General features: G+C 57.1%; 24 protein-coding genes, 2 tRNA genes, 1 pseudogene and 1 other annotated feature. Of the genes and pseudogenes, 11 read left to right on the top strand and 16 right to left on the bottom strand.

The features are described from left to right. Window positions 1–22 precede the first annotated feature (22 nt). The 9 genes from hisIE to hisL form a co-directional block, all read right to left on the bottom strand. Window positions 23–634 carry a bifunctional phosphoribosyl-AMP cyclohydrolase/phosphoribosyl-ATP diphosphatase HisIE gene (hisIE, locus tag IM267_RS14540; RefSeq protein WP_193033660.1) on the bottom strand — a complete coding sequence of 204 codons (612 nt, stop codon included), beginning with the start codon at window positions 632–634 and terminating at the stop codon, window positions 23–25. Then, window positions 628–1,404 carry an imidazole glycerol phosphate synthase subunit HisF gene (hisF, locus tag IM267_RS14545; protein WP_193033661.1) on the bottom strand — a complete coding sequence of 259 codons (777 nt, stop codon included), beginning with the start codon at window positions 1,402–1,404 and terminating at the stop codon, window positions 628–630. The genes hisIE and hisF overlap by 7 nt, the downstream gene beginning before the upstream one ends. After that, window positions 1,386–2,123 carry a 1-(5-phosphoribosyl)-5-[(5-phosphoribosylamino)methylideneamino]imidazole-4-carboxamide isomerase gene (hisA, locus tag IM267_RS14550; protein ID WP_193033662.1) on the bottom strand — a complete coding sequence of 246 codons (738 nt, stop codon included), beginning with the start codon at window positions 2,121–2,123 and terminating at the stop codon, window positions 1,386–1,388. The genes hisF and hisA overlap by 19 nt, the downstream gene beginning before the upstream one ends. Beyond that, window positions 2,123–2,713: an imidazole glycerol phosphate synthase subunit HisH gene (gene hisH, locus IM267_RS14555; RefSeq protein WP_193033663.1), complete on the bottom strand. Its 591-nt coding sequence runs from the start codon at window positions 2,711–2,713 to the stop codon at window positions 2,123–2,125. Before hisH ends, hisA begins: the two co-directional genes overlap by 1 nt. Further along, window positions 2,713–3,780: a bifunctional histidinol-phosphatase/imidazoleglycerol-phosphate dehydratase HisB gene (hisB, locus tag IM267_RS14560; protein WP_193033664.1), complete on the bottom strand. Its 1,068-nt coding sequence runs from the start codon at window positions 3,778–3,780 to the stop codon at window positions 2,713–2,715. Before hisB ends, hisH begins: the two co-directional genes overlap by 1 nt. Continuing rightward, window positions 3,777–4,838: a histidinol-phosphate transaminase gene (gene hisC, locus IM267_RS14565; RefSeq protein ID WP_193033665.1), complete on the bottom strand. Its 1,062-nt coding sequence runs from the start codon at window positions 4,836–4,838 to the stop codon at window positions 3,777–3,779. Before hisC ends, hisB begins: the two co-directional genes overlap by 4 nt. Further along, window positions 4,835–6,139 carry a histidinol dehydrogenase gene (gene hisD, locus IM267_RS14570; protein ID WP_193033666.1) on the bottom strand — a complete coding sequence of 435 codons (1,305 nt, stop codon included), beginning with the start codon at window positions 6,137–6,139 and terminating at the stop codon, window positions 4,835–4,837. The genes hisC and hisD overlap by 4 nt, the downstream gene beginning before the upstream one ends. A gap of 5 nt (window positions 6,140–6,144) precedes the next feature. Beyond that, window positions 6,145–7,044 carry an ATP phosphoribosyltransferase gene (gene hisG, locus IM267_RS14575; protein WP_006811208.1) on the bottom strand — a complete coding sequence of 300 codons (900 nt, stop codon included), beginning with the start codon at window positions 7,042–7,044 and terminating at the stop codon, window positions 6,145–6,147. A 45-nt stretch (window positions 7,045–7,089) separates the two neighbouring features. Next, window positions 7,090–7,213, bottom strand: a sequence feature (His leader region). Beyond that, complete coding sequence (hisL, locus tag IM267_RS14580; RefSeq protein WP_099516347.1) at window positions 7,189–7,239, bottom strand: his operon leader peptide; 51 nt, start codon at window positions 7,237–7,239, stop codon at window positions 7,189–7,191. Its footprint overlaps the feature before it by 25 nt. 173 nt (window positions 7,240–7,412) lie before the next feature. On the opposite strand from hisL, the gene IM267_RS14585 reads away from it, so the two are divergent. From IM267_RS14585 to plaP, 4 genes are all read left to right on the top strand, one after another. After that, a complete protein-coding gene (locus IM267_RS14585; protein WP_193033667.1) occupies window positions 7,413–8,237 on the top strand; it encodes an SDR family oxidoreductase in 825 nt (274 codons plus the stop codon). Between the two features lie 41 nt (window positions 8,238–8,278). Further along, the gene (locus tag IM267_RS14590; protein WP_193033668.1) at window positions 8,279–9,208 is read left to right on the top strand and encodes a LysR substrate-binding domain-containing protein; all 930 of its coding nucleotides are present in this window, start codon (window positions 8,279–8,281) and stop codon (window positions 9,206–9,208) included. A gap of 219 nt (window positions 9,209–9,427) precedes the next feature. Then, a complete protein-coding gene (yoeI, locus tag IM267_RS14595; RefSeq protein ID WP_099458931.1) occupies window positions 9,428–9,490 on the top strand; it encodes a membrane protein YoeI in 63 nt (20 codons plus the stop codon). Beyond that, window positions 9,480–10,838, top strand: a complete 1,359-nt coding sequence (gene plaP / locus IM267_RS14600; RefSeq protein WP_003859499.1) for a putrescine/proton symporter PlaP — start codon at window positions 9,480–9,482, stop codon at window positions 10,836–10,838. Before yoeI ends, plaP begins: the two co-directional genes overlap by 11 nt. 122 nt (window positions 10,839–10,960) lie before the next feature. Here plaP and sbcB read toward each other — a convergent pair whose 3' ends face one another. Further along, window positions 10,961–12,397: an exodeoxyribonuclease I gene (gene sbcB, locus IM267_RS14605; RefSeq protein WP_370551738.1), complete on the bottom strand. Its 1,437-nt coding sequence runs from the start codon at window positions 12,395–12,397 to the stop codon at window positions 10,961–10,963. 191 nt (window positions 12,398–12,588) lie between these two features. On the opposite strand from sbcB, the gene dacD reads away from it, so the two are divergent. From dacD to IM267_RS14625, 4 genes are all read left to right on the top strand, one after another. After that, on the top strand, window positions 12,589–13,761 hold the full coding sequence (gene dacD, locus IM267_RS14610; RefSeq protein WP_146024376.1) for a serine-type D-Ala-D-Ala carboxypeptidase DacD: 1,173 nt from the start codon (window positions 12,589–12,591) through the stop codon (window positions 13,759–13,761). Window positions 13,762–13,878: 117 nt separating this feature from the next. Continuing rightward, a complete protein-coding gene (sbmC, locus tag IM267_RS14615) occupies window positions 13,879–14,352 on the top strand; it encodes a DNA gyrase inhibitor SbmC (RefSeq protein WP_193033669.1) in 474 nt (157 codons plus the stop codon). A 91-nt stretch (window positions 14,353–14,443) separates the two neighbouring features. After that, complete coding sequence (locus IM267_RS14620) at window positions 14,444–15,502, top strand: FUSC family protein (protein WP_193033670.1); 1,059 nt, start codon at window positions 14,444–14,446, stop codon at window positions 15,500–15,502. Window positions 15,503–15,649: 147 nt separating this feature from the next. Continuing rightward, the gene (locus IM267_RS14625) at window positions 15,650–15,985 is read left to right on the top strand and encodes a DUF496 family protein (RefSeq protein WP_063450218.1); all 336 of its coding nucleotides are present in this window, start codon (window positions 15,650–15,652) and stop codon (window positions 15,983–15,985) included. Between the two features lie 139 nt (window positions 15,986–16,124). Here the strand turns inward: IM267_RS14625 and IM267_RS14630 are convergent. Beyond that, window positions 16,125–16,200, bottom strand: a tRNA-Asn gene (locus tag IM267_RS14630). A 161-nt stretch (window positions 16,201–16,361) separates the two neighbouring features. Between IM267_RS14630 and emmdR the strand changes: the two are divergent. Both emmdR and IM267_RS14640 read left to right on the top strand, forming a co-directional pair. Further along, window positions 16,362–17,845 (top strand): annotated as a pseudogene (gene emmdR, locus IM267_RS14635) (multidrug efflux MATE transporter EmmdR). Between the two features lie 103 nt (window positions 17,846–17,948). Then, window positions 17,949–18,024: transfer RNA gene (locus tag IM267_RS14640), tRNA-Asn, on the top strand. A gap of 131 nt (window positions 18,025–18,155) precedes the next feature. Here IM267_RS14640 and IM267_RS14645 read toward each other — a convergent pair. Next, complete coding sequence (locus IM267_RS14645) at window positions 18,156–19,610, bottom strand: AMP nucleosidase (RefSeq protein ID WP_063450216.1); 1,455 nt, start codon at window positions 19,608–19,610, stop codon at window positions 18,156–18,158. A gap of 81 nt (window positions 19,611–19,691) precedes the next feature. Next, a complete protein-coding gene (gene shiA, locus IM267_RS14650; protein ID WP_063868376.1) occupies window positions 19,692–21,002 on the bottom strand; it encodes a shikimate transporter in 1,311 nt (436 codons plus the stop codon). Between the two features lie 256 nt (window positions 21,003–21,258). Between shiA and pagP the strand changes: the two genes are divergently transcribed. Further along, complete coding sequence (pagP, locus tag IM267_RS14655; RefSeq protein WP_193033671.1) at window positions 21,259–21,834, top strand: lipid IV(A) palmitoyltransferase PagP; 576 nt, start codon at window positions 21,259–21,261, stop codon at window positions 21,832–21,834. Here the strand turns inward: pagP and IM267_RS14660 are convergent. From IM267_RS14660 to IM267_RS14670, 3 genes are read right to left on the bottom strand one after another with little or no spacing between them, the layout of a single operon-like run. Continuing rightward, window positions 21,831–22,796, bottom strand: coding sequence for an acyltransferase (locus IM267_RS14660; RefSeq protein WP_063868378.1), 966 nt, complete (start codon window positions 22,794–22,796; stop codon window positions 21,831–21,833). The two genes, pagP and IM267_RS14660, sit on opposite strands and share 4 nt — an antisense overlap. Next, on the bottom strand, window positions 22,793–25,855 hold the full coding sequence (locus IM267_RS14665) for an efflux RND transporter permease subunit (RefSeq protein WP_193033672.1): 3,063 nt from the start codon (window positions 25,853–25,855) through the stop codon (window positions 22,793–22,795). The genes IM267_RS14660 and IM267_RS14665 overlap by 4 nt, the downstream gene beginning before the upstream one ends. Next, the gene (locus IM267_RS14670; protein ID WP_193033673.1) at window positions 25,855–26,940 is read right to left on the bottom strand and encodes an efflux RND transporter periplasmic adaptor subunit; all 1,086 of its coding nucleotides are present in this window, start codon (window positions 26,938–26,940) and stop codon (window positions 25,855–25,857) included. The genes IM267_RS14665 and IM267_RS14670 overlap by 1 nt, the downstream gene beginning before the upstream one ends. Between the last annotated feature and the right edge of the window lie 42 nt (window positions 26,941–26,982).

Below are 26,982 nucleotides of genomic sequence, written 5' to 3' on the forward strand. Positions count from 1 at the left end.
GACCGGGTTTCCCCGGTCTTTTTTATTTATGCCGTTTCCGCAAATTCTCAATCACCGTCGTTAAATCCAGCTCCTGGTCCTGAAGCAGCACCAGAAGGTGATAGATCAGATCCGACGCTTCGTTCGTCAGCTCCTCCCGGTCATGCACGGTGGCCGCCAGCGCCGTTTCAACGCCTTCTTCACCCACTTTCTGCGCAATCCGTTTGGTTCCGCTGGCGTACAGCTTCGCCGTGTACGAGCTCTCAGGATCCGCTGATTTACGCTCTGCCAGCAATTGTTCCAGCTGATAGAGGAACAGCCACTGGTGGCTCGCCTCGCCGAAGCAGCTGCTGGTACCTTTATGGCAGGTTGGCCCAATCGGGTTGACCAGCACCAGCAGGGTGTCGTTGTCGCAGTCTGGCGTAATGCTGACCACGTTCAGGAAGTGACCGGAGGTTTCCCCTTTCGTCCACAGGCGCTGTTTGGTGCGCGAGAAAAACGTCACCTTGCCGCTGTCGATGGTTTTCGCCAGTGCCTCCTGGTTCATGTATCCCAGCATCAGCACTTCGCCTGAGACGGCATGCTGTACAACCACCGGCAGTAATCCGTCAGTTTTTTCCCAGTCCAGCTGCGCCTGTTGTTGTTCTGTTAACATACCCTGATCTCCACGCCCTGGTCGGCCAGGTACGTTTTTAACTCACCAATATTGATAATCTGTTTGTGGAACACGGAAGCCGCCAGCGCGCCGTCCACGTTCGCATCGCGGAAGGCTTCCAGGAAGTGTTCCATGGTGCCCGCGCCGCCGGAGGCAATCAGCGGAACCTGGCACACCGCACGCACTTTTTGCAGCTGCTCCAGGTCGTAACCGTTACGTACGCCGTCCTGGTTCATCATGTTCAGCACAATCTCACCCGCGCCGCGTTTTTGCACTTCCTGCACCCAGTCCAGCGTCTCCCACTGGGTTACGCGCGTGCGACTTTCGTCGCCGGTGTACTGGTTGACGTGATATTTGCCCGTCGCGGCATCAAACCAGGTGTCGATCCCGACGACGATGCACTGCACGCCGAAGCGATTCGCCAGACGCGTAATCAGCTCCGGGTCGGCCAGGGCAGGGGAGTTAATGGAAATTTTATCCGCACCGAAAGAGAGAATTTTCGCCGCATCGTCAGCAGATTTAATTCCGCCCGCCACGCAGAAGGGAATATCAATCACCTCTGCCACACGCGCTACCCAGCTTTTGTCCACCACGCGGCCATCGCTGGAGGCGGTGATATCGTAAAATACCAGCTCGTCTGCGCCTTCATCGGCATAGCGTTTAGCCAGCGGAACAATGTCGCCAATGATCTCATGGTTGCGGAACTGCACGCCTTTTACAACCTGACCGTCGCGCACGTCCAGGCAGGGTATTATCCGTTTTGCCAGCATTGAATCGCCTCCTTCACCGTAAATTTCTCTTCCAGCAGCGCGCGACCTACGATCACGCCGCGCACGCCGGTTCCGCGCAGAGCGGCGATATCCGCCAGGTCGCCGATACCGCCAGAGGACTGAAACGCCACCTGCGGATAACGCGCGCAAACCTCTTCATACAGCGAGACGTTCGAGCCTGCGAGCGTACCATCGCGTGAAATATCCGTGCACAGCACGTGCTTCAGCCCCACGGGGAGATAAATTTCGACCAGCTCTTCCAGCGTGACGCCGGAGTTTTCCTGCCAGCCGCTGACCGCGACCTGCTTGTTACCCTGCTCGTCGATGCGCACATCCAGCGCCAGCACCAGCGCGTCCGCGCCGAAGCGGCGGAACCAGCCCTTGACCATCTCAGGATCTTTTACAGCAGTCGAGCCGACCACCACGCGCGCTACGCCCGCGTCCAGTAAGGCTGCAACATCGGCTTCCGTACGTACGCCGCCGCCCACCTGCACCGGGACGTCCACGCCAGCCACCAGCTTTTTAAGCAGTGGGATCTGGCGCTTCGCCGGATCTTTCGCGCCGGTGAGATCGACCAGGTGCAGCACCTCAGCGCCCTCGGCGGCATAAGCCTGTAAGCGCGGCAGCGGGTCGTTACCGTAGTCGCGCTGCTGCCCGTAATCGCCCTGATGGAGACGAACAACCGTGCCGTCAATTAAATCTAAAGCGGGAATTATCATCACATCTCCAGGAAATTTTTCAGCAGCTGCGCGCCGGCAGCGCCAGAGCGTTCCGGGTGAAACTGCACGCCGTAAAAGTTATCTTTTTGCACCGCAGCGGTGAACGCTTCGCCGTAATTGCACTGGGCGATAGTGTAGGTATTTACGGGCATGGCGTAGCTATGGACGAAGTAGAAGTACGCGCCGTCTTCAATACCCTGGAACAGCCTGTTGCCCGCTTTCGGATAAACGCGGTTCCAGCCCATGTGCGGCAGCGGCAGGCCGTGGTCGGTCATTTTCGGCACGTCTTCTTCTATAATGCCCAGCAGATCGACGCCGTTGCTCTCTTCGCTGCGGCGGCCAAGCAGCTGCATGCCGAGGCAAATGCCCAGCACCGGTTGAGTACAGGCTTTGATGAGATCCACCAGCTCGCGCGCGTGGATCTGATCCATCGCCGCCTGAGCGGTGCCCACGCCCGGCAAAAAAAGTTTATCCGCGCGCAGCACCACGTCCGGGTCGCGGCTCACTACCGGCTCGTAGCCGTGGCGCGTAATCGCCGACCGTACGGAGTTCAGGTTGGCGCATCCGGTATCCAGAATCACCACGTTCATTACAGCACTCCTTTCGACGAGGGAAGGGCATCACCTTCAACGCGGATCGCCTGGCGCAGGGTGCGGCCAAAGGCTTTGAACAGGCTCTCGACGCGGTGGTGATCGTTTTTGCCTTTGGTTTTCAGGTGCAGCGTCAGGCCCATGGTGTAGGAAAGCGAGCGGAAGAAGTGCTCTACCATTTCGGTACTGAGATCGCCCACGCGCTGGTAGGTAAAGTCGGCTTTGTATTCCAGGTGCGGACGCCCGGAGATATCCATCGCGCAGCGCGCCAGGCACTCGTCCATCGGCAGGACAAATCCAAAACGGTTGATGCCGCGCTTGTCGCCGAGCGCCAGCTTCAGGGCTTCGCCCAGCGCCAGGCCGGTATCTTCTACGGTGTGGTGATCGTCGATATACAGGTCGCCCTTAACGGCGATCTCCATGCGGAAACCGCCGTGGGTGGCAATTTGATCCAGCATGTGGTCGAAGAAACCGACGCCGGTGTGGATCTTGCTGCCGCCCTCGCGATCGAGCCAGACCTTCACGTCGATCTGCGTCTCTTTCGTGTTGCGTTCCACGTGCGAATAGCGGTCGCGTTTGGTCAGCTGCTCGCCAATCATCGCCCAGTTAAGCGCGTCCCGGCTGTAGCGCAGGCCCGCAATGCCCATGTTTTCCGCCAGCGTGATGTCCGTGACGCGATCGCCAATCACATAGCTGTTGGCTTTATCCAGCGCCTCTTCCGCCAGATAGCGTTCAACAAGCTTCACTTTTGGCTTACGGCAGTCGCATTCGTCGGCAGGCATGTGCGGGCAGATCAGCACCTCGTCGAAGGCGATGCCCTGAGAGGTCAGCACCTGCATCATCAGGTTGTGCGGGCCGTCAAAGTCTGCCTGCGGAAAACTGTCGGTGCCCAGACCGTCCTGGTTGGTGATCATCACCAGCTTATAGCCCGCTTGCTGAAGCTTCAGCAGCACCGGGATCACGTCGGGTTCAAACGCCAGCTTGTCGAAACGATCGACCTGAAAATCGCTGGGTGGCTCCGATATGAGGGTGCCGTCACGATCGATAAAGAGATACTTCTGACTCATACTTTCTCCGCTTTCAGGGCGTCAATCACGCGCTGGCTCTCCGCGCGGGTGCCGACGGTAATACGCAGGCAGCCGCTCAAGGTAGGTTGTTTATTCTGGTCTCGTAAGATAATGCCCTGATCCCACAACGATTTAAATATCGCGCTTGAGGCGGTGAAGCGCACCAGGATGTAGTTGGTTTCCGAGTCGAACACCTGCTCCACGCACGGAATCGCTTTCAGGGCCTCGACAAGATACTGACGCTCTTCCAGGATTTGCGCCACGCGCTCGCGCATCGCGCTGATGCCCTGCGGAGCCAGCGCCTGTGCAGCAATATCGGCCACCGGCGTCGAGAGCGGATACGGGGCGATTACTTTCAGCAGCAGATCGATAATCGCCTTATTTGCCAGCGTAAACCCGCAGCGAAGGCCGGCAAGGGCGAACGCTTTCGACAGGGTACGCAGCACGACGAGATGCGGATACTCTTCAAGCCAGCCGGCAAGCGTGGCCTGCGGGCAAAACTCAATATAGGCTTCGTCGGCCACGACCAGCGCTTTGCCGCGCGTCATTTCCAGCAGGGCACGAATATCCTGCGGATTGATAATCTGCCCGGTCGGGTTGTTCGGGCTACAGACAAACACCACCTTCACCCCGTCGAGGTTATCGGCGATGACCTGCAAATCCAGCTGCCAGTTGTCGAGCGCCTGCACGTTGCGGCAGGCCACGCCGAAGGTTTCGGCGCTGACGCTGTACATGCCGTAGGTCGGCTGGCAGTACATCACCGCATCTTTACCCGGCTCGCAGAACGCGCGGATCAGCAGCTCAATCCCTTCATCCGCTCCGCGGCTGACCAGCACCTGCTCAGGCTTCACGCCCGCGTACTGCGCGTAGTTCTCGATCACCGCTTTCGGCTGACACTCCGGGTAGCGGTTCAGCGTCTGCTGCGACAGCTCAAAGGCCACCGCCGTGGGATATTCGTTAGCGTTCAGCCAGACGTCGCCGTTACCGCCCAGACGACGCGCAGACTGATAGGGCGTCAGGCGACGGACATTTTCGCGGGCTAATTCTTCGATGTTCATGCTTGCTCCTTCAGGGCGGCAACGCGCAGCGTCACGGCATTTTTATGGGCAGTCAGGCGCTCGGCGGCGGCAAGGGTTTCAATGGTCGACGCCAGCGAGGCAAACCCTTCACGGGAGAGTTCCTGCACGGTCATGCGCTTCTGGAAATCCGCCAGCCCCAGGCTGGAGCAGGTTGAGGTATAGCCATACGTCGGCAGCACGTGGTTGGTGCCGGAGGCGTAATCCCCGGCGGATTCTGGCGACCAGTCGCCGAGGAACACCGAGCCTGCGCTGGTAATGCTGTCGACCAGATCGCGCGCGTTGCGGGTCTGAATGATCAGGTGCTCGGGGCCGTACTTATTAGAGATGGCGATGCACTGGTCGAGATCGCGGGCCACAATCAGGCGGCTGGCAGACAGCGCCTGACGCGCTGTTTCCGCACGCGGCAGGTCGGCCAGCTGGCGCTCAACGGCTTCGCCCACGCGTTTCGCCATATCGGCATCCGGCGTCAGTAAAATCACCTGCGAGTCCGGTCCGTGCTCGGCCTGCGAGAGCAGGTCAGAGGCGACGAAATCCGGCGTGGCGCCGCTGTCGGCAATCACCAGCACCTCAGACGGCCCGGCAGGCATATCAATGGCCGCGCCGTCCAGACGCTGGCTGACCTGGCGCTTCGCTTCGGTCACATACGCGTTGCCCGGACCAAAAATTTTGTCGACTTTTGGAATGGATTCGGTCCCGAACGCCAGGGCGGAAATCGCCTGCGCGCCGCCGACTTTATACACCGCCTGCACGCCGCAGAGTTTTGCCGCGTAGAGGATCTCATCGGCGATCGGTGGCGGAGAGCAGAGCACCACGTTCTGACAGCCGGCAATGCGCGCCGGGGTGGCCAGCATTAATACGGTCGAAAACAGCGGGGCGGAGCCGCCGGGAATATACAGGCCGACGGACGCCACCGGGCGCGTCACCTGCTGGCAGCGCACGCCGGGCAAGGTTTCCACATCCACCGTCTGCAATGTCTGCGCGGTGTGGAAGGTGTCTATATTTTTCACCGCGACGGCCATCGCCTGCTTGATGTCATCACCAAGACGATTGCTGGCATCAATGATTTCCTGCTCGGTCACCTGTAAAGCGCCGACTTCGGTTTTATCAAACTTCGCGCTGTATTCACGCAGGGCGTCATCGCCACGGGCCTTGACGTTATCGAGGATCTCCGCCACGGTGCGGGTGATGCTCTCCGAGGCGGAGATTGCCGGGCGCATCAGCAGTTCGCGCCGTTGCGCGTCGCTACAGGTATTCCAGTCGATGATTGTGTTAAAGCTCATGGTCGTTACTCCATCATCTTCTCAATTGGCAGCACCAGAATGGAGCTTGCGCCCAGCGCCTTCAGTTTTTCCATGGTTTCCCAGAACAGGGTTTCGCTGCTGACCATGTGCATCGCCACGCGCTGTTGGTCACCCGCCAGCGGCAGAATGGTGGGGCGCTCTGCGCCCGGCAGCAGGGCAATGACTTCCTCGAGGCGCTCGGTTGGCGCATGCATCATGATGTACTTGGATTCACGCGCCTGAATCACGCCCTGAATGCGGGTCAGCAGTTTGTCGATGAGCTGCTGTTTGGCCTCGGCCATCTCACCGTCGCGCTGGATAAGGCACGCTTTGGAGCGGTAAATCACCTCCACTTCGCGCAGGCCGTTCGCTTCCAGCGTGGCGCCGGTAGAGACGAGGTCACAGATGGCATCGGCCAGGCCCGCGCGCGGCGCCACTTCAACGGAGCCGTTCAGCAGACAGGATTTAAACTGCACGCCTTTTTGATCGAGGTAACGCTTCAGCAGGTGAGGATAAGAGGTGGCGATACGTTTGCCGTTCAGCGCGGCCGGGCCGTCCCAGGCTTCATCGACCGGCGTGGCCAGCGACAGGCGGCAGCCGCCGAAGTCCAGACGACGCAGGGTAAAGTAGCGGGGATCTTCGCCCTGCGCGCGGCGGGTTAATAGCTCTTCTTCCAGTACGTTTTCGCCGATGATGCCGAGGTCAACGACGCCATCCATCACCAGGCCCGGGATATCGTCATCACGTACGCGCAGAATGTCGATCGGCATATTTTCAGCCAGGGCAATCAGGCGCTGGGTGTGCAGGTTGATTTTAATCCCGCAGCGGGCCAGCAGTTCGCGTGAATCGTCGCTTAAACGGCCTGATTTCTGAATAGCTATGCGTAAACGTGAGTTATCTAACATTCTGTGTTCCTCGTTAACCTGTTTTAACCTGTCTGAATGCGGTCCAAAAAAAAGCCCCCGGAAGATGATCTTCCGGGGGCTTTTTCATGCGTTCATGCACCACTGGAAGATCCAAACGTCTTCCAGCACACATCGCCTGAAAGACTAGTCAGGATGATGGTGATGATGGTGGTTTTTAAAAGGAACGCGTGTCATATAAATTCTCGTTGAATGCTTATGCATTTGATGTCTTTTAACCTAAACCAGTTATACGCCATAAAGCAAGGGCTTTTTTTGATCATTAATTCATTTCATATTGATGGTATGAATTGTGCGTTCCACCAGGCTGGCGTAGCCTTATAACAGGGGTAGTTAAGCGGAGAATGTACATGAAAAAGGTCGCGATTGTCGGGTTAGGGTGGTTAGGAATGCCGCTGGCGATGTCATTAGCCGCGAAAGGCTGGCAGGTGACAGGGAGTAAGACCACCCGAGATGGGGTTGAAGCGGCACGCATGTGCGGCATTGACGGTGTCGAGCTGCGCCTCGAACCCGAGCTTATCTGCGATACCGACGAGCTGGACGAACTGATGAATGTGGATGCGCTGGTCATAACCTTACCGGCGCGACGCAGCGGGCCGGGCGAGACGTTTTACTTGCAGGCGGTGCAGGAGATTGTCGACAGCGCCCTGGCGCATCATATTCCGCGTATCATTTTTACCAGCTCGACCTCCGTCTATGGCGATATCGACGGTAAGGCGAAGGAGAACACCGAGCGCCGTCCGGTGACCGCCAGCGGTCGGGTACTGAAAGAGCTGGAAGACTGGCTGCACAATCTGCCCGGCACGCAGGTGGATATTTTACGTCTGGCCGGACTCGTGGGGCCGGGGCGCCATCCGGGGCGCTTCTTTGCCGGTAAATCCGCGCCGGATGGTCAGCACGGGGTTAACCTTGTGCATCTTGAAGATGTTGTCGGCGCAATAGAACTGCTTTTACAGGCTCCGAAAGGGGGGCACATCTATAATATATGTGCGCCTTCGCACCCGGCGCGCAGCACCTTTTATCCGCTGATGGCCCGCCAGCTTGGCCTGGCGCCGCCGGTGTTCAGTGATGCGCAGGGGGAACGCAAAGGCAAAATTATTGATGGCAATCGTATTTGCCATGAACTGGGATTTGAGTATCAGTATCCCGATCCGCTGGTTATGCCCATGGAATAACTGCATCAGCGGAGACAATCGCACACCGCAAGGGGGCGAAGATGAAACCGCTGCTGGATGTTCTTGTTATTCTGGATGCGCTTGAAAAAGAAGGGAGCTTTGCCGCCGCCTCGGCGAAGCTCTATAAAACGCCTTCAGCTCTGAGCTATACCGTGCAAAAGCTCGAGAGCGATCTTAATATCCAAATCCTTGACCGTTCCGGACATCGCGCACGATTCACCCGTACAGGGCAAATGCTGCTGGAAAAAGGGCGTGACGTGCTGCATGCGGTGCGCGAGCTGGAAAAGCAGGCCGTTAAGCTTCACCAGGGCTGGGAAAATGAGCTGGTGATTGGGGTTGATGATACTTTCCCTTTTTCACTGCTTACCCCGCTTATCGAGGCGTTTTATCAGCGCCATAGCGTCACGCGCCTGGTTTTTATCAACGGCGTGCTGGGCGGTTCATGGGACGCCCTGACGCAGGGCAGGGCGGATATTATCGTTGGAGCCCTGCACGAGCCTCCTCAGCTAAGTGAATTTGGTTTCGCCCGGCTGGGCGTGCTGGAGCAAATTTTTGCCGTTGCGCCTCATCATCCGCTGGCAAATGAACCGGAGCCAGTTTCAAGACGCGTCATCAAAAACCATCGCGCTATTGTGGTGGGAGACAGCTCGCGTCCCGAGTGCGGTATTTCATCGCAGCTTCTGGATGAGCAGGAGGCCATCACCGTTTTTGATTTTAAAACCAAGCTGGAGCTGCAAATAAGCGGCCTCGGTTGCGGTTACCTTCCCCGTTATTTAGCTCAGCGGTTTATAGAAAGCGGCGCGCTGGTTGAAAAACAGGTTTTAGCGCAGAGCAGTAACGAATCGGTATGGGTAGGCTGGAATGAACAGACCGCCGGGCTTGCCAGCGCCTGGTGGCGAGACGAAATTTTAGCAAATAGTGCTATCGCGACAGTTTACACTCAGGCAGATGATGGGAAATCAATCAGTTAGAAAAATTATTTTATGGGCTCGTTTCTCAATGTATTGCCTTTTGTATCTTGAATAGGGCAAAATGCCGCCGCTGCAAACAAATAAATAATCGACGATATAAAAGGCGTCGGTTATTTTTTTTTGCATGTACGAAACGAAACTAAAAACCAAGAGGCCGGGCTTCGTACCGGATAGATACTTACTAAAATCCGACAGTTGTTGTCGCTGAGGAAGAAAGAAATGGGGCAATTTTTCGCTTACGTGGCGGTTATCACCGTAAAGGAGAATAACTATGTCGCATAACGCAACTCCAAACACCTCTCGCGTGGAATTACGTAAAACGCTTACGTTGATTCCGGTTGTCATGATGGGCCTTGCCTATATGCAACCGATGACGCTGTTCGATACATTCGGTATCGTATCAGGCCTCACGGACGGTCATGTGCCGACGGCTTACGGCTTTGCACTGATTGCGATCCTCTTTACCGCGCTCAGCTACGGTAAACTGGTGCGCCGCTATCCGTCTGCCGGTTCCGCCTACACCTATGCCCAGAAATCCATCAGCCCGACGGTCGGCTTTATGGTGGGCTGGTCTTCGCTGCTCGACTATCTGTTCGCGCCGATGATCAACATTCTGCTGGCAAAAATCTATTTTGAAGCGCTGGTGCCATCGATTCCATCCTGGATGTTCGTCGTGGCGCTGGTGGCCTTTATGACGGCCTTTAACCTGCGCAGCATCAAGTCCGTTGCCAACTTTAACTCCGTTATCGTTGTGCTTCAGGTTGTATTGATTGCCGTGATCCTCGGCATGGTGATTTACGGTGTGTTCCACGGCGAAGGCGCGGGCACTCTGGCGAGCAGCAAGCCGTTCTGGTCTGGTGATGCGCATGTGATCCCGATGATTACCGGGGCGACGATTCTGTGCTTCTCCTTTACCGGTTTTGACGGTATCAGCAACCTGTCTGAAGAAACGAAAGATGCAGAGCGCGTGATTCCGCGTGCAATCTTCCTGACGGCGCTGATTGGTGGCCTGATCTTTATTTTCTCGACCTATTTCCTCCAGCTGTACTTCCCGGATATCTCTCGCTTCAAAGATCCGGATGCTTCTCAGCCGGAAATTATGCTCTATGTGGCGGGTAAAGCGTTCCAGGTTGGCGCGCTGATCTTCTCCACCATCACCGTACTGGCGTCCGGTATGGCCGCGCATGCAGGCGTTGCGCGTCTGATGTACGTTATGGGTCGCGATGGCGTATTCCCGAAAAGCTTCTTCGGCTACGTGCATCCAACATGGCGTACCCCGGCGATGAACATCATTCTGGTCGGTGCGATCGCGCTTCTGGCGATTAACTTTGACCTGGTGATGGCAACGGCGCTGATTAACTTTGGTGCGCTGGTGGCGTTCACCTTTGTTAACCTGTCGGTGATCTCTCAGTTCTGGATCCGTGAAAAGCGTAACAAGACGCTGAAAGACCACTTCCAGTATCTGTTCCTGCCGATGTGTGGTGCTATGACCGTGGGCGCGCTGTGGGTTAACCTGGAAGAGAGCTCAATGGTGCTTGGCCTGATTTGGGCAGGTATCGGCCTGGTTTACCTGGCCTGTGTGACGAAGAGCTTCCGCAACCCGGTTCCTCAGTACGAAGACGTCGCGTAAGACTGTGTCGGGTGGCGGCTACGCCTTACCCGACCTAAATACCCCGTAGGCCCGCGTAAGCGAAGCGCCACCGGGCAAAAAAAACCGGAGACGATGGTCTCCGGTTTTTTTATCTCTGCATTTCAGATGAGCTCTTGCGCATACTGGTATAGCGCTTTCAGCAGCGCCTGTTTCTCGGCATTCCCTTCATACTGGCCGTAAAGCATCTCCAGCTCCTGAGCGTAGCTGTTGAGAAATTCCGGGGTAAAGACGTTGCGTCGATGCTGTAGCCAGCGCTCCTGCTCAGCCTCATCCAGCGTGCCGGGATAGTTGCGCGCCCGGTAGTTAAACATCAGCTTCTCAATGCGCGTGTCCGCAAAGGTGATATCCAGCGCGGGCAGATTCCGCGGGTCGGTTTGCAGCACGATATTCATCGCCGCGCGGTCGGCGTCGCTGAAGAAGCCGTTATAAAGCTGCGCATCCACGTTTTCAGACGGCACGAACGGCTCTGCTTCGGCAAAAATGGCGACAACTTTCTCGCGCACCTGCGGGTTGTCGCGCAGCACTTTCAGGTTATCGAGGCAGTGCTGCCGGTTAATCCCCAGCCGGTCGGCGTCTTCCGGGCGCAGCGTATTGGCCTGGGCCAGCACCGGACATTTATTGATGTGCACCAGTTTAACCGGTACAGCGGGCAGGTCACCCAGCGCCTCTTTCGGCGTATACAGCCGTTCACGTAAGGTGTCGCTGTCAAGCTCAAGCAGCGGGGAGATATCCCCGGCAAGATCCACCATGATGACGGCGTTACGGTTATCCGGGTGCCAGGCGAGGGGCGCCACCCAGCTCGTGTTCCCGCGCCACGCCCCGAACATCCCTGAAATATGCACCAGCGGTTTCATCTGCGGCACATCAATCAGCGTCATCAGCTTCTGCTTGCTGCGGTGGCTCAGCAGATACTCAAACAGGCGCGGCTGCGCGGTTTTAACGAGTTTCGCCATAGCGATGGTCGCGTAAACGTCTGCCATCGCATCGTGGGCATTGCTGTGCTCGATGCCGTTGGCGCGCGTCAGGTGCTCGAGCCTGAAGCTCGGTAATCCGTCGTCGTTCTCCGGCCAGTGAATCCCTTCCGGGCGCAGCGCATAACAGGCGCGCATAATATCCAGCAAATCCCAGCGTGAATTGCGGTTCTGCCAGCTCCAGGCGTACGGATCGTAGAAGTTGCGGTAGAAGATATTACGCGTCACTTCATCGTCAAAGCGGATGTTGTTGTAACCCACCACGCAGGTATTGGGCACCGTGAACAGATCGTGGATGCGACGGGCAAATTCCGCTTCGCTAACGCCTTTATCCCGCGCTTCCTGAGGAGTGATGCCCGTCACCATCACCGCGCCCGGCTGCGGTAGATAGTCATCGGCGGGCTTGCAGTAAAACACCTCGGGTTCGCCGATGATGTTAAATTCGTCATCGGTACGGATAGCCGCAAACTGCGCCGGTCGGTCCAGCGCCGGATGGGTGCCAAAGGTTTCGTAATCGTGGAACAAAAAAGTCGGGCGCGCGGCAGAGTCAGACACCAGTAATCTCATCCTGTTAAAAATTGACGTCTCTATGGTAAACGATTGGGGTGAGCAGTCCGAATAAAAAGCACGGTCAGGCAAGAAATTTGCGAGATTTGTTCCAGAAAAATCTGCGCGTTGTCACATTTTTTTGCAATTAAGGCAGGTAACGACATCAGAACTGCCGTAAAAAGGTCATCGATTTTTACTGACCTGAGGATATACCGTTGAAACGCCGTCTGTTTATTGCTGTTTCTTTACTCGCTTCGAGTATTTCATCCGCGCTGGCCGCCGAGCCGCTGGATTTTTCACCTCAGCCGCCTGCCATTCAGGCAGGATCCTGGGTATTGATGGATTACACCACGGGTCAAATCTTAACGGCGGGCAACGAACATCAGCAGCGCAATCCGGCGAGCCTGACCAAACTGATGACGGGGTACGTTGTCGATCGCGCCATTGATAGCCACCGTATCAGCCCCGATGACATTGTGACGGTCGGACGTGACGCCTGGGCGAAAGGCAATCCGGTCTTTGACGGTTCATCGTTGATGTTTCTGAAGGAGGGCGACCGGGTTTCCGTGCGCGATCTCAGCCGCGGCCTGATTGTTGATTCCGGCAATGACGCCTGCGTAGCGCTGGCGGATCACGTGGCGGGCGGTCAGCCGCAGTTCGTCAGGATGATGAATGACTACGTCGAAAAGCTGAACCTGCGCGATACTCACTTCGAAACCGTACACGGGCTGGATGCACCGGGTCAGCACAGCTCCGCTTACGATCTCGCCGTGCTTTCCCGTGCCATCATTCACGGCGAACCTGAGTTCTACCACATGTACAGCGAGAAAAGCCTGACCTGGAACGGCATCACCCAGCAGAACCGTAACGGGCTGCTGTGGGATAAGACCATGAACGTGGATGGCCTGAAAACGGGGCACACGTCGGGCGCGGGCTTCAACCTGATTGCCTCCGCGGTGGACGGTCAGCGTCGGCTGATTGCGGTGGTGATGGGCGCAGACAGCCCGAAAGGGCGTGAAGATCAGGCACGCAAGCTGCTGCACTGGGGACAGCAAAATTTCGATACGGTGCAGATCCTGCATAACGGCAAAAAAGTGGGTACCGAACGTATCTGGTACGGCGATAAAGAGCAGATCGCGCTGGGCACGGATCAGGACTTCTGGCTGGCCTTGCCCAAAACGGAAGTGCCGAATATCAAGGCAAAATACGTGATGGACAAAAAAGAGCTGGAAGCGCCGATTGCCGCGCACCAGCGGGTAGGGGAGATCCAGCTGTACGATCGCGACAAGGTGGTTGCGCACTGGCCTCTGGTTACGCTGGAAAGCGTTGAAAAGGGCGGCCTTTTCTCCCGTCTCGGCGATTATCTGCATCATAAGCTCTAACCTTTCGGGCAGACTGGCAGTGTTGCGAGTCTGCTCGCATAATCAACATTCCCGGTTTGCCGATAATCGCGATTCTGCTTTATGGTGTATGTATATACAGTGATAAATGGAGGCAGCATGGACTACAGCGTCAGGCAGCAACAGAAACGTAAAATCGCAGGCTTTCATCTCGTGGGGCCGTGGGAAAAAACGGTCAAGCAGGGGTTCGAACAGCTCGTGATGTGGGTAGATGGGCGTCATATTCAGCCGCAGGAATGGGTAGCCGTTTATTACGACAACCCGGATGACGTGCCGGCGGAAAAGCTCCGCTGCGATACCGCCGTCACGGTCCCTGATGATTTCACTGTTCCTGAGAACAGCGAAGGGGTGATGATGACCGAAATCGCTGCCGGGGACTATGCTATCGCCGCTGCCCGTGTGGAAAATCATGATTTTGCCACCCCCTGGAACCAGTTCTTCAACTCCCTTCTCCAGGACAACACCTACCAGATTGCGCCAAAACCGTGCTTCGAACGTTATCTGAATGATGGCAATGCAGACGGCTACTGGGACATTGAGATGTTTGTACCGGTAGAACACAAGGTGGGATAAACCTGCGAAACGCAGGGTTTTTGAGGCGGGTGCGATCCACCCGCCTCAAAACACAGTACAATTGTGGTTTGCCGTAAAGCTGGAGACGGGTGTGCGCCCCGACAAGTCATTAACCCCATTTGAAATTCGGTTATACAAACATTATCGCGTGGTGCACGGTTGCCGCATTGCGCTGGCGTTTGTGTTGACCTTCGTACTGGTTCGTTTGCTGGATATTCCGGAAGGAACGTGGCCGCTGATCACGCTGGTGGTGGTGATGGGGCCGATCTCATTCTGGGGGAACGTGGTTCCTCGTGCCCTCGAACGCATAGGCGGCACCGTTCTAGGCTCGGCGCTTGGGCTTATCGCCCTGAAGCTGGAGCTGATTTCATTCCCGATCATGTTGCTGTGGTGCGCGGGGGCGATGTTTCTTTGCGGGTGGCTGGCGCTGGGCAAGAGGCCGTATCAGGCGCTGCTGATTGGCATAACGCTTGCGGTTGTGGTCGGCGCGCCGGCGGGCGATATGACTACCGCACTGTGGCGAAGCGGGGACGTTATCCTCGGTTCGTTGCTCGCCATGCTGTTTACCGGCATCTGGCCGCAGCGCGCCTTCCTGCACTGGCGCATTCAGATGGCAAACTACGTCACAGCATTTAACCGCGTCTATCAGGCCGGGTTTTCGCCGAATCTGATCGAACGCCCGCGGCTGGAAAAGCACCTGCAAAAAATCCTCAATGACGTGGTCAAAATGCGCGGGTTGATTACCCCGGCAAGCAAAGAAACGCATATCCAGAAAGCCATTTTTGAAGCCATTCAGACGGTGAGCCGTAATCTGGTCTGTATGCTTGAACTGCAAATCAATGCCCACTGGGCTTCACGCCCCAGCCACTTTCTGATGCTCAACGCGCATACGCTGAAAGAGACGCAGCAGATGACGCAACAAACCCTGTTGACCATCGCCCATGCGCTCTACGAAGGGAATCCACAGCCGATACGGGCAAACAGCGAGCGGCTGAACGAAATCGTCGTCGAGCTGAAACAGCTGATGAATGAGCGTCAGGCCGACAATGTGGCGGAAACGCCCATCCACGGCTATGTCTGGCTGAGTATGGAGCTGGCACGACAGCTGGAATTATTATCGCAGCTGATTTGCCGGGCACTGCGCAAATAAAAAGCGTACGTGATGCCTGCTGCTTCGATTCAGCAGCAATTAGGGTTATGATGGTTTTAAACGATATACTCATTGTCATTCGCAGCCGCTGTCTGTTAAAACGGTTGCCTTAACGAATCCGAATCTCACATTATCAGGGGTGTAAAAATGGAAACTATTAAGCCTTCGTTCCAGGATGTTCTGGAGTTCGTCCGCCTGTTCCGCCGCAAAAACAAGCTACAGCGTGAAATCCAGGACGTAGAGAAGAAGATCCGTGACAACCAGAAACGTGTCCTGCTGCTGGACAACCTGAGCGACTACATCAAGCCGGGGATGAGCGTTGAAGCTATTCAGGGCATCATTGCCAGCATGAAGAGCGATTACGAAGATCGCGTTGATGACTACATCATCAAAAATGCTGAGCTGTCCAAAGAGCGTCGCGATATCTCCAAAAAGCTGAAGGTGATGGGCGAAATCAAAAACGTCGACGCTAAAGGCGAGTAATCGCGCAATCTGTTGCCCGGTGGCGTTGCGCTTACCGGGTCTGCGATTCCGTAGGTCGGGTAAGGCGTAGCCGCCACCCGACAATTTTACCGAACGCAGAAAAGCAAAAAGCCTGCTTTGAAAGCAGGCTTTTTAAATGTGGCTCCTCTGACTGGACTCGAACCAGTGACATACGGATTAACAGTCCGCCGTTCTACCGACTGAACTACAGAGGAATCGTTGTGGAGGCTTATCTTAGCGGCGAAAAAACTTTTGTCAAACCTCATCTTAGGCAAAAGTGACTGATTGATGATTCTGTCGTCATTTTGTTGCCATTTCAGACATAATTTAATGGAAAATACTTTGCAGGATATGCATTTCTGCCCCATCATTTGAAATGGAGTTTCAACTTTCTCGCTAAGGTCCATTTTGAACGTCACCGCACCCATACGCCAGGCGATTATGCGCACGCCCTGGTATGCCAAACGTAAAAGTTATCGAGTTCTGTTCTGGCGTGAAATCACCCCCCTTGCCGTGCCTATTTTCCTGGAGAATACCTGCGTCCTGCTGATGGGCGTTCTCAGCACCTTCCTGGTGAGCTGGCTCGGCAAAGAAGCGATGGCCGGGGTAGGGCTGGCGGACAGTTTCAACATGGTGGTGATGTCCTTCTTTGCCGCCATCGATCTTGGGACGACGGTGGTGGTAGCGTTTAGCCTCGGCAAACTCGATCCGAAACGCGCCCGGGAAGCGGCCAGACAGTCGCTGATGATCATGACGATTTTCTCGATCGTTCTCGCGGCGGTCATTCATTACTACGGGAAAGAGATCATAGACATCGTCGCCGGCGAAGCGACCGGTGAGGTGAAGGCGCTGGCGCTCACCTACCTTGAAATGACGGTGCTGAGCTATCCGGCGGCAGCCATCGCGCTGATTGGCAGCGGCGCGCTTCGTGGCGCAGGCAATACTAAAATTCCGCTGCTGATAAACGGTGGGATGAACATCCTGAACATTATCATCAGCAGCGTTTTGATTTACGGCGTCTTCTCCTGGGATGGCCTGGGCTTTGTCGGTGCTGGTTTAGGGCTGACGATTTCCCGCTATATTGGTGCGGCGGCGATCATTGGCGTCCTGATGGCGGGCATCACGCCGTCGCTGCGCCTGACGCTGAAAAGCTATTTCCGTCCGCTTAACTTCGCCATTATCTGGGAAGTGATGGGCATCGGGATCCCGGCCAGCATCGAATCCGTGCTGTTTAACGGCGGGAAACTGCTGACGCAGATGTTTGTTGCCGGGATGGGCACCGACGTCATCGCCGGCAACTTTATTGCCTTCTCCATCGCCTCGCTGATTAACCTGCCGGGTAACGCGCTGGGCTCGGCGTCGACCATCATTACCGGTAAACGCCTCGGCAAGGGGCAGATAGGGCAGGCGGAACGGCAGCTTCGCCACGTCTTCTGGCTTTCAACCATCGGGCTGACCGCGATTGCGTGGGGCACCGCGCCGTTTGCCGGTTTGATGGCCTCGTTTTATACCCACGAAAACGACGTAAAAGAGGTGGTGAAGGTGCTGATTTGGCTCAACGCGGCGTTTATGCCGATCTGGGCCGCGTCCTGGGTACTTCCTGCCGGGCTGAAAGGGGCGCGCGACGCCCGCTTTGCCATGTGGGTCTCTATGCTCGGCATGTGGGGCTGCCGCGTCGTGGCGGGCTACACGCTGGGGGTGATGCTAGGCATGGGCGTGGTCGGCGTCTGGCTGGGGATGTTCCTTGACTGGGCCGTGCGCGGCGCGCTGTTCTACTGGCGTATGGTGAGCGGACGCTGGCTGTGGAAATATCCGCGAAAAAAAGCGGAACAGGCGGTTTCGGAAACCGCAAACGCCTGACAAATGCGCGAAGTGGAGAATAAATCGGCAAACGATTGAAAATCTGCATTCACCCTTTGACATCCTCAGGGCGCATCGATAATATGCGCCCCGTTCACACGATTCCTCTGTAGTTCAGTCGGTAGAACGGCGGACTGTTAATCCGTATGTCACTGGTTCGAGTCCAGTCAGAGGAGCCAAATTTGAAAAGCCTGCTTTTAAAGCAGGCTTTTTGCTTTTCTGCGTTCGGTAAACTTGTCGGGTGGCGCTCCGCTTACCCGACCTACGAATCCCAGGCCGGGTGAGTGGTGTGCGTGATGTGTCCTTGTTATCAGCGGAACGGTGGCTCATTAAAGGTGCGCAGCTTGCGGGAGTGCAGTTTATCCCCCTCGGCACGCAGTAAATCTATAGCGCGAATACCAATCTGAAGATGCTCTGAGATCGCCCCTTCGTAAAAACGGTTCGCCTGGCCCGGCAGCTTGATCTCGCCGTGCAGCGGTTTATCGGACACGCACAGCAGCGTGCCGTAAGGCACGCGGAAGCGGTAGCCCTGCGCCGCAATGGTGGCACTTTCCATATCGATCGCCACCGCGCGGCTGAGGTTAAAGCGCAGCGCGGAGGCGGAATAACGCAGTTCCCAGTTACGATCGTCGGTAGTGACCACCGTGCCGGTGCGCAGGCGCTGCTTCACCTCTTCACCCGGCATACCGCTCACCTCTTTAGTGGCGTCATACAGGGCGCGCTGGACTTCCGCGATGCTCGGGATAGGAATGTCCGGCGGCAGAACCGCGTCAAGGACGTGGTCGTCGCGCAGGTACGCGTGGGCGAGAACGTAATCCCCAATCAGCTGGCTTTCGCGCAGGCCGCCGCAGTGGCCAATCATCAGCCAGACGTCCGGGCGCAGAACCGCCAGGTGGTCGCAGATGGTTTTCGCGTTCGACGGCCCAACGCCAATATTAATCAGCGTAATGCCCTGCCCGTCGGCGGTGATCAGGTGCCAGGCCGGCATCTGGTGCTTTTTCCACGCCAGGTCAGAAATGGCCTGCTCCGGCGCTTCGGTTTCAGCGGTGATCCAGATCCCGCCCGCGCAGGAGAGGGCGACGTAAGGGCTGTCCGGATCGAGGATCTGGCTACAGCCCCAGCGAACAAACTCGTCCACGTAGCGGGTGTAGTTGGTAAACAGCACGAACGGCTGGAAATGCTCGGCTGGGGTGCCGGTGTAGTGGCGCAGGCGCGCCAGCGAAAAATCCACGCGACGGGCGTCAAAGTGCGAGAGCGGTGAAAATTCTGCCGGGTGATAAATTCCGTCCGCCGTCTCGTCGCCAATCTGCGAAAGCTCGGTGGTCGGGAAGTGGCGCGTCAGCCCCGCGCTCATGGAGCGGTCCAGCGTTAGCGCCGAGCCGTCAATCACGTACGGGTAAGGGATTTCGTGCAGCGACGGTTCCACGGATATATGCGCGCCGTAATCCTGATACAGCAACGTGAGCTGTTCTTCCAGGTAGGGGCGGAACAGCGCAGGGCGGGTGATGGTCGTGCTGTAACAGCCGGAGTGGGTAAAACGTGCATAGGCGCGGGTTTTCGGATTGCTGCTGGCGCTGCCGTCCCAGGTGACAGAGAGCGATGGATAAACAAAAAGGCCCTGAGTTCTGGCCTTTTCATCGGGAAGTTTCCCTGTTTCGATATATTCACTGATGGCGCTGCGCAGTGCGTTGACGGACTGCTCATACAACGCGTCGAGTTTTTCCAGCGCCTGAGCCGGGGTCAGGCTGGAGCCCTTATTATTCATGTCTGTCTCCTTGTTCCACAGGTGTGCGGCAATACCCGATAGTATGTCACACGCCCGTGAAACTAAAGTGAGGAGATCGGCCTAGCGCGTTTCCTTCATGAACAGGGCGGTCGCGGCGGAGAGCAGGCAGCCTGCCAGCAGATAAATTGCCACGCTGTGCCAGTTTCCGCCGGAGAAGGTCACCAGCGCGGCGGCGATAAACGGCGTAAACCCGCCGCCGACCACGCTCGCCACCTGATATCCCACGCCCGCGCCGCTATAACGGTAGCTGGCGCCGAACAGCTCGGTAAACATCGGCTGCTGCACGCACACCACCATATCGTGGGCGATGTTGGCGAGCATGATGGCGAAGAAGACGATCCAGAACACCGACTGCGCCTCCAGCGCCATAAAGAACGGCCAGGCGCTGAGCGTGCCGATAAGCGCGCCCGTGATGTAAACCCGGCGGCGGCCAAACCGGTCTGCGAGCCAGGCGAAGCAGGGGATGGTCAGGCAGCTGATCCCGCCCACCACCAGGCCAATGTTCAGAAACAGCTCACGCGGCAGGCCGAGGTTCTGGGTGGAGTAGTTCAGGGCGAAGGCGGTGACGATATACATGGTCAGCAGTTCGCACAGGCGCAGGGCGATGATTTTCAGAAAAGCGCCAGGGTGCTGCACCAGCGCTTCCATCACCGGCAGCCTTTTTTTCGCGACCGGTTTTTCGCGCTGCTGCTGCTCAAACTCAGCCGACTCTTCCATGCCGTTGCGGATCCACAGGGCCGCGATGACCAGCACAATGCTGAAAATAAACGGAATGCGCCAGCCCCAGCTCAGAAACTGCTCGTCTGTCGTGAGCTGGCTAATGAGCGACACCAGCCCGGTGGAAAGCAGTAGCCCCACGCCATAACCCACCTGCACGCCGCTGCTGTAAAACGCCTTCCTGTGCTTCGGTGCGCTTTCCACGGACAGCAATGCCGCGCCGCCCCATTCACCGCCGACGGCAAAGCCCTGAATGGCGCGCAATGTCACCAGCAACACCGGGGCCCACCAGCCAATCGACGCAAAGGAAGGCAAAATACCGATAAGCGCGGTGGCAATACCCATCATCCAGACGGTGAGCATCAGCATCCGTTTCCGGCCAAGGCGGTCACCGAAGTGGCCGAAAATGATGCCGCCCAGCGGACGAAACAGAAAACCGACGCCAAAGGTGGCAAATGCGGCGAGCGTGCCCATGGCGGGGCTAATCTGGGGGAAAAATTCGCGGTTAAATACCAGCGCAGCGGTAATACCGTAGAGCAGAAAGTCATACCAGTCGACGACGGCGCCTGCGAAGCTACCTAAAGCGGCGCGGCGGGCGCGGTTCAGCGAAGGCGTCTCCTCGCTGCGGCGAGCGGAGATGAGGGTGGAGTCCATAGTTGTCCTGTCTGTACTGATTTTTAATTATTGGTATAAGAAAAGGTCACTCACATTGCGGCCGTCATCGTGACGGAAGGTATGAGACTACCGCGACGGGCGGCCAGAGAAAACGTTTTTATCTTTCCTGAAAGCGCTGAATAAATAAATTTCATCTTACCCGGGCCCAATATAAATCAGCCTGTTTGGCTCCGGTTAGGGCTGAATGGTTTACAGTAATAGTGATCGCTGCGTGACGTAAGCTGAGGGAATAACGATGCAACGCCTCTTTCCTGCACTCTGGGTAGTCCTGTTTTTGGTGGCTTCGCCGCTGTATGCGGAGCCGAAAGTCTATGGTGAACAGCGCATTCACCGCTGGTGGGATGCGGTAACGGACGATATTTCCCAGACCTGGGAACAGCCGGAGCGTTACGATCTCTACCTGCCGTTTCTGAGCTGGCACGCCCGATTCATGTATGACAAAGAGAAAACGGACAACTACAACGAAATGCCGTGGGGCGGTGGGCTGGGCGTGTCTCGTTACAACAACGAGGGCAACTGGAGCGCGCTCTTCGCCATGATGTTTAAAGATTCCCACAACGAGTGGCAGCCCGCGATGGGCTACGGCTGGGAGAAGGGCTGGTATCTGGATAACGCGAAAGATTTCCGTCTGGGGCTGGGCGCCGCGGCGGGGATTACCGCGCGCGACGACTTTGCTAACTACGTACCGCTGCCGTTTATCTTTCCCCTGTTCTCAGCCGGATACAAGCGCGTTACCGTCCAGTTCACCTATATCCCCGGCACCTACAACAACGGCAACGTGCTGTTTGCCTGGCTGCGCCTGGGCTTTTAAAGGGTAATGACCTTTTTGGCCACCGCGTTGGAGAGGATGAGCAGCGAAAACAGGACCGACGTAATAAAGGTGAGCACAATCAGGGCCAGCTTGATGCTCAGAGAGGTCACCGGAATGAGTGCCGTCAGCAGGTGAAACACCGAGTAGTGCATAATATAGACCCCGGTCATCGTTTTGCTAATGGCGGCCAGCACGGACTCTTTAAACTCCGCATTGCGGCGAAAGCGTACGCCGTTGGCCGCGATCACCAGGGCGATAATCAGAATGTAGATTTGTGATCCGGTGAGGATAAAGGCGTTTCTGTCCGCTTTAAACAGGGCAAAAAAGAAGTGCCGCTCGTAAAACCACGTGAACAGATAGATAAACGGGATGGCAATCACCGCTGCCCTGACCACGTTTTTGCGGCCGATCCACGCCGCGATGTGCGGATCGCAAAAGAGTTGTCCCGTCAGATAAAACAGCAGCCACGTCCAAAGGCGATACTGCGGCGACAGCGAAAGGACATGGACGTCAGGATAGAGCGCTGACAGCAAATCGTACCCGTAGGAGAAAAGCAGCAGGGCGGCAATTACCCCAACGAAAAGCGTTCGCCGCTGGCTGAGCCACTCCACCACCGGATGAAATGTGTAAATCACGATAAACGCGAACACGAACCAGGGTTGGATCAGATACCCGCGCTGATAGGGCTCCCACAGGTAGTAAATGGTCACCCAGAACAGAAAGACGATCACCAGGCTTTTGATCTTATCAAGCTGCCAGCGGGTGCCGTGGCGGGATTGCCCATCCAGATAGCCTGCCACCACAAAAAACAGCGGCGTGGCGATGGTCGAGATAAACGTTAAAAAGCCGAGGATCCAGTGATAGTCATAATCATACCGATCCCAGGTATTGTAGATGGTGAAGAAAGTCACCGCCGTCATACAGCCCAGCGTCTTGATGATGTTCAGCCCTGTCGCATTCATTGTTGTTCAGCTTCGTCCTTACGATGGAAACACGCGTAAATTACCGGGAGTACCAGCAGCGTCAGGATTGTAGCAAACCCAAGTCCAAACATAATCACAACGGCCATGCTCTGGAAGAACACATCCAGCAGCAGAGGAGCGAGCCCGAGCACGGTGGTAAAGGCGGTGAGCAGGATGGGGCGCAGGCGCGAGGTGGCGGCGTAAACGATCGCGCTGTGCTGATCCTGCTGCGCTTTCTGCTGTTCAATCTCCTCTACCAGCACAATGCCGTTGCGGATCAGCATCCCGCTCAGGCTCAGCAGGCCAATCAGCGCCATAAAGCCAAAGGGGATCCCGGTCAGTAAAAACCCCGGCGTCACGCCGATCAGCGCCAGCGGCACGGTCAGCCATATAGCGACGGCGTTTTTCACCGAGCTGAACATCAGCACCGTGATCACAAACATCACCAGATAACCGAGCGGCAGCGTGGTGAACAACCCCTGCTGCGCTTCGCTGGAGTTCTCCGCGTCCCCGCCCCACTCGATGCTGTAGCCGTGGGGCAGGGGGAGCGCATCAATTTGCGGCTTCACCCGGGCGAGAATATCGCCGGAGGTTTGCTGGCTTAGCGGGTCGGGATCGGTCTGCACGGTCAGCACGCGGGAGCGGTCGCGACGCAGGATCAGCGGATCTTCCCACTCCAGCGCGAAGCCGCTGACGACGTTGCTCAGCGGGATATACTGCTGCCGGGTCTGGCTCCAGACCAGGACGTTATTCAGGTGATTGGCGTCCAGCCGCTCGCTTTCCGGCGGGCGCACCACCACGGGCAGCAGATCGCTGCCTTCACGGTACAGCCCCGCCCGGCTGCCGGAGAAATTCATCTCCAGTGCGTTATCCACGTCCTGCTTATCCACGCCAAGCTCGCGGCCCAGCGCGGTAACGTACTGTGGGCGGATCACTTTGCTGCGGTTTTGCCAGTCGTTCCTGACGCTGTCCGTGGCCGGATCGCGCGTGAGGATGTTGTCTACCTGGCTGGCGATCAGGCGCAGCCTGTCCGGCTCAGGGCCTTTAATACGCACTTCAATAGCGCTGTCGCCGGAAGGACCAAACATCACCCGTTTCGTGCTGGCGTTAACCTGCGGATAGTTCCGGGCGATGTACTCATCAACGTGGCGGGTCAGGGCGGAGATGTTACGCTGGTCGTCCATCCGCACCATGATTTGCGCATAGTTGCTGTACTGGCGCTGCCCGCTGTAGGTCAAAATAAAACGCATACTTCCCTGACCGATCGTCGAGACCGTGGTTTCCACGCCTGGCTGGCCGTTGATGGTTTTCTCGATATCGCCGGTCATCTTCTCGGTCCATTTAATGTCGGTACCGTAAGGGAGCCAGAGGTCGACGAAGAAAATCGGCGTGCTGGAGGAGGGGAAGAAATTTTGCCGCACCGAGCCAAAGCCCCAGATGGCGGCTGCCAGCAGCGCGGCCATCACTACCAGCGTTGGCGCTTTACGCCGCAACAGTGCCCTGAGCAAACCCTGGTAAATGCGATAGATGCGTTTGTCGTAGGGGTCCGTTTTGTCGACCTCTGGCGGCGCAGCGTCGTGTTTAAACAGCCACCATTTGATCAGCACCGGCGTAATGGTGAGGGCAGAGAACCAGCTCAGCATGAGCGAAATCAGCAGAACCTGGAACAGGGACTTACAGTATTCGCCGGTGGAGTCCTGCGACAGCCCGACGGGCGCGAAGGCCAGGATGGCGATGACCGTCGCGCCCAGCAGCGGCAGCGCAGAACGGCGAATAATGTGGTTAATGGCGCTCAGCAGGGGCGAGCCTTGCTGCCGGGCGATCAGTACCCCTTCGACAACCACGATGGCATTGTCCACCAGCATGCTGAGGGCGATGATCAGCGCCCCCAGCGAAATGCGCTGAAGTTCAATGCCCCAGAGATACATGATCAGCAGCGTGCCCAGCACGTTGAGCGCGAGGGAAAAGGCGATAATGATCCCGCTGCGTACGCCCATAAAGATCAGCAACACACCGACAACAATCGCCAGCGCCATCAGGAAATTAATGATAAATCCGTTAACGGAATCACCGACCTCCGCTGCCTGATCGTAAAACAGGTCGATATGGATGCCTGCCGGCTTTTCGGCTGACATCTGCTCAAGCTTCGCCTCCAGCGCATGTCCCACGTCGATCACGTTTACGCCGGGGATAAAGGAGACGCCCATGGTGACGGCTTTTCTGCCGTTAGCATGGTAGATGCTGGAAGGGGAGGCATCCAGCCCGCGCGACAGGGTGGCAATATCCCGCAAGCGGGTAGCCGCCCCAGCGCCGGGCGGGGTCACGATCAGATCGGCAAGCTCGTCAATATTCTCGAATTCCCCGGTAGGATGCAGGCGAATGGACTCGGTCCCGGCGGGAATGTCTCCGGCGCTGGAGACCACGTTCAGCCTGCTCAACAGGGCGGAAAGCTGGTTCAGCGTTATCCCGCGGGCGGCCATTTTGGTCAGAGAGATGTCCACGTTAATCTGCTGGGTGATGGCACCGCCAATGGCGACTTTGCCCACGCCCGGCACAAGGACCAGCTCCCGGCGCAGCTGCTCGGCATACCGCACCAGTTCCGGATTGCTGAATTCATCCCCGGAAATGGCAAAGAAAAAGCCGAACACGTCGCCAAAATCGTCATTCACAAACGGGGTGACTACGCCCGGCGGAAACTGTCGGGCGGCATCTCCCACCCGGCGGCGCAGCTCATCCCAGATTTGCGGTAGCTCATCTGAGTGGTAGCGCGAGGCAATATTGACCGTGATCTGCGACAGGCCGTTGGAGGAGATGGAGCTGACGTTATCGAGGTAAGGGAGCTGCTGTAGCGCATTTTCCAGCGGCAGGGTGACCTCTTCCTCAACCTGCTGCGCCGACGCGCCCGGATAATGGGCGATCACCACCGCAGTTTTGATGGTAAACGCCGGATCTTCCAGCCTGCCGATGTTCAGCAGGGCAATAATGCCGCCCACGCCCAGCAGCAGAATAGTCAGCCAGACGCGAACCGGATTACTGATAAACTGACGAGAGATATCCATTACAGTCCCCGTTCACGCGTCCAGATGCGTACCGGCTGATTGGCGTGTAGCTCGCCCACGCCTGCGGCCACCACGCGTTCACCGGCCTTAAGCCCGTCGACGACGACGATGCCCTCAGCGCTAACTTGCCCCACGCTGACCTTTCGATCTTCCAGGTGCAACGTTTCGCCTTCGCCCGTTACCACCCAGACGTGCGGCTCATTGCGCGGGCGGTTATCCGGGCTAAAGACCGCCTCAACCGGCACCACCAGCGCCTCGCTGCCCACGCCCGCCGGAAGGTCGGTTAAATTGACGGTGACCGTCCCGCTGACGCCGCCCACAACGGGAAAATCATCCGGGCGGGGCATGGTTAAAATCACCTGCCAGGTCAGGGTGTTGCTGTCGCTACTGCCCGAGTGTTCTTTGTACACTGCGGTGAACTCGCGCCCGGGCAGGGCATTGATCCTCACCACCGGTCTGTACTGCGCATTGCGGATGTCGAAGGTTTTAAACAGATTTTCCGGAAGGCTGAAAACTACGTCCAGCAGGTCTGTACGGGTCAATGTGACGATGGGCTGGCCGGCTGACACGACCTGATGATTTCGCACATGGACGCTGGCCGCTGTCCCGCTAAAGGGGGCGACGAGCGTCATCTGGCTCAATTCTTCTCGCGCAATCTGTAGCGCGGCGTTTGCAGAATCGCGGCTGGCGCGCTGGACATCCATCTCGGCCTTCGACACGGCCTGACGTCCCGCCAGCGTCTGGAAGCGGTCAAATTGCCTCTGCGCCAAGGTTGCCGCCGTTTGCCTGTCGTTCAGACGCTGCCGGGCTTCGCGATCGTTAAGACTGGCGAGCCGTTGCCCCTGTTTGACAACGGCGCCCTGGCGAATGTCCAGTGCCTCAATCTGCCCGGCACGTTTGAACGCGAGATCCGTAGCGTCGCCGGATTCGATGCGGGCGGGAAAGACGCGCTGCTGCGCGTTGCCGGCCTTCACCACCTCTGCGACTTTTACCATTTTCGGCAGGGGCGCGGCGCGATCGGGTTTAGGATCGCACGCCGTCAGCAGTAATAACACAGCGGGCAGAAGAGAGACGTAGCGCTTCACAGTATTCCCCTGATAATAATTGTTTTATTTATTTCGTCATCA

It is taken from the genome of Enterobacter cloacae complex sp. P15RS (assembly GCF_014895905.1).
In the GTDB taxonomy this organism is placed as follows: domain Bacteria; phylum Pseudomonadota; class Gammaproteobacteria; order Enterobacterales; family Enterobacteriaceae; genus Enterobacter; species Enterobacter quasihormaechei.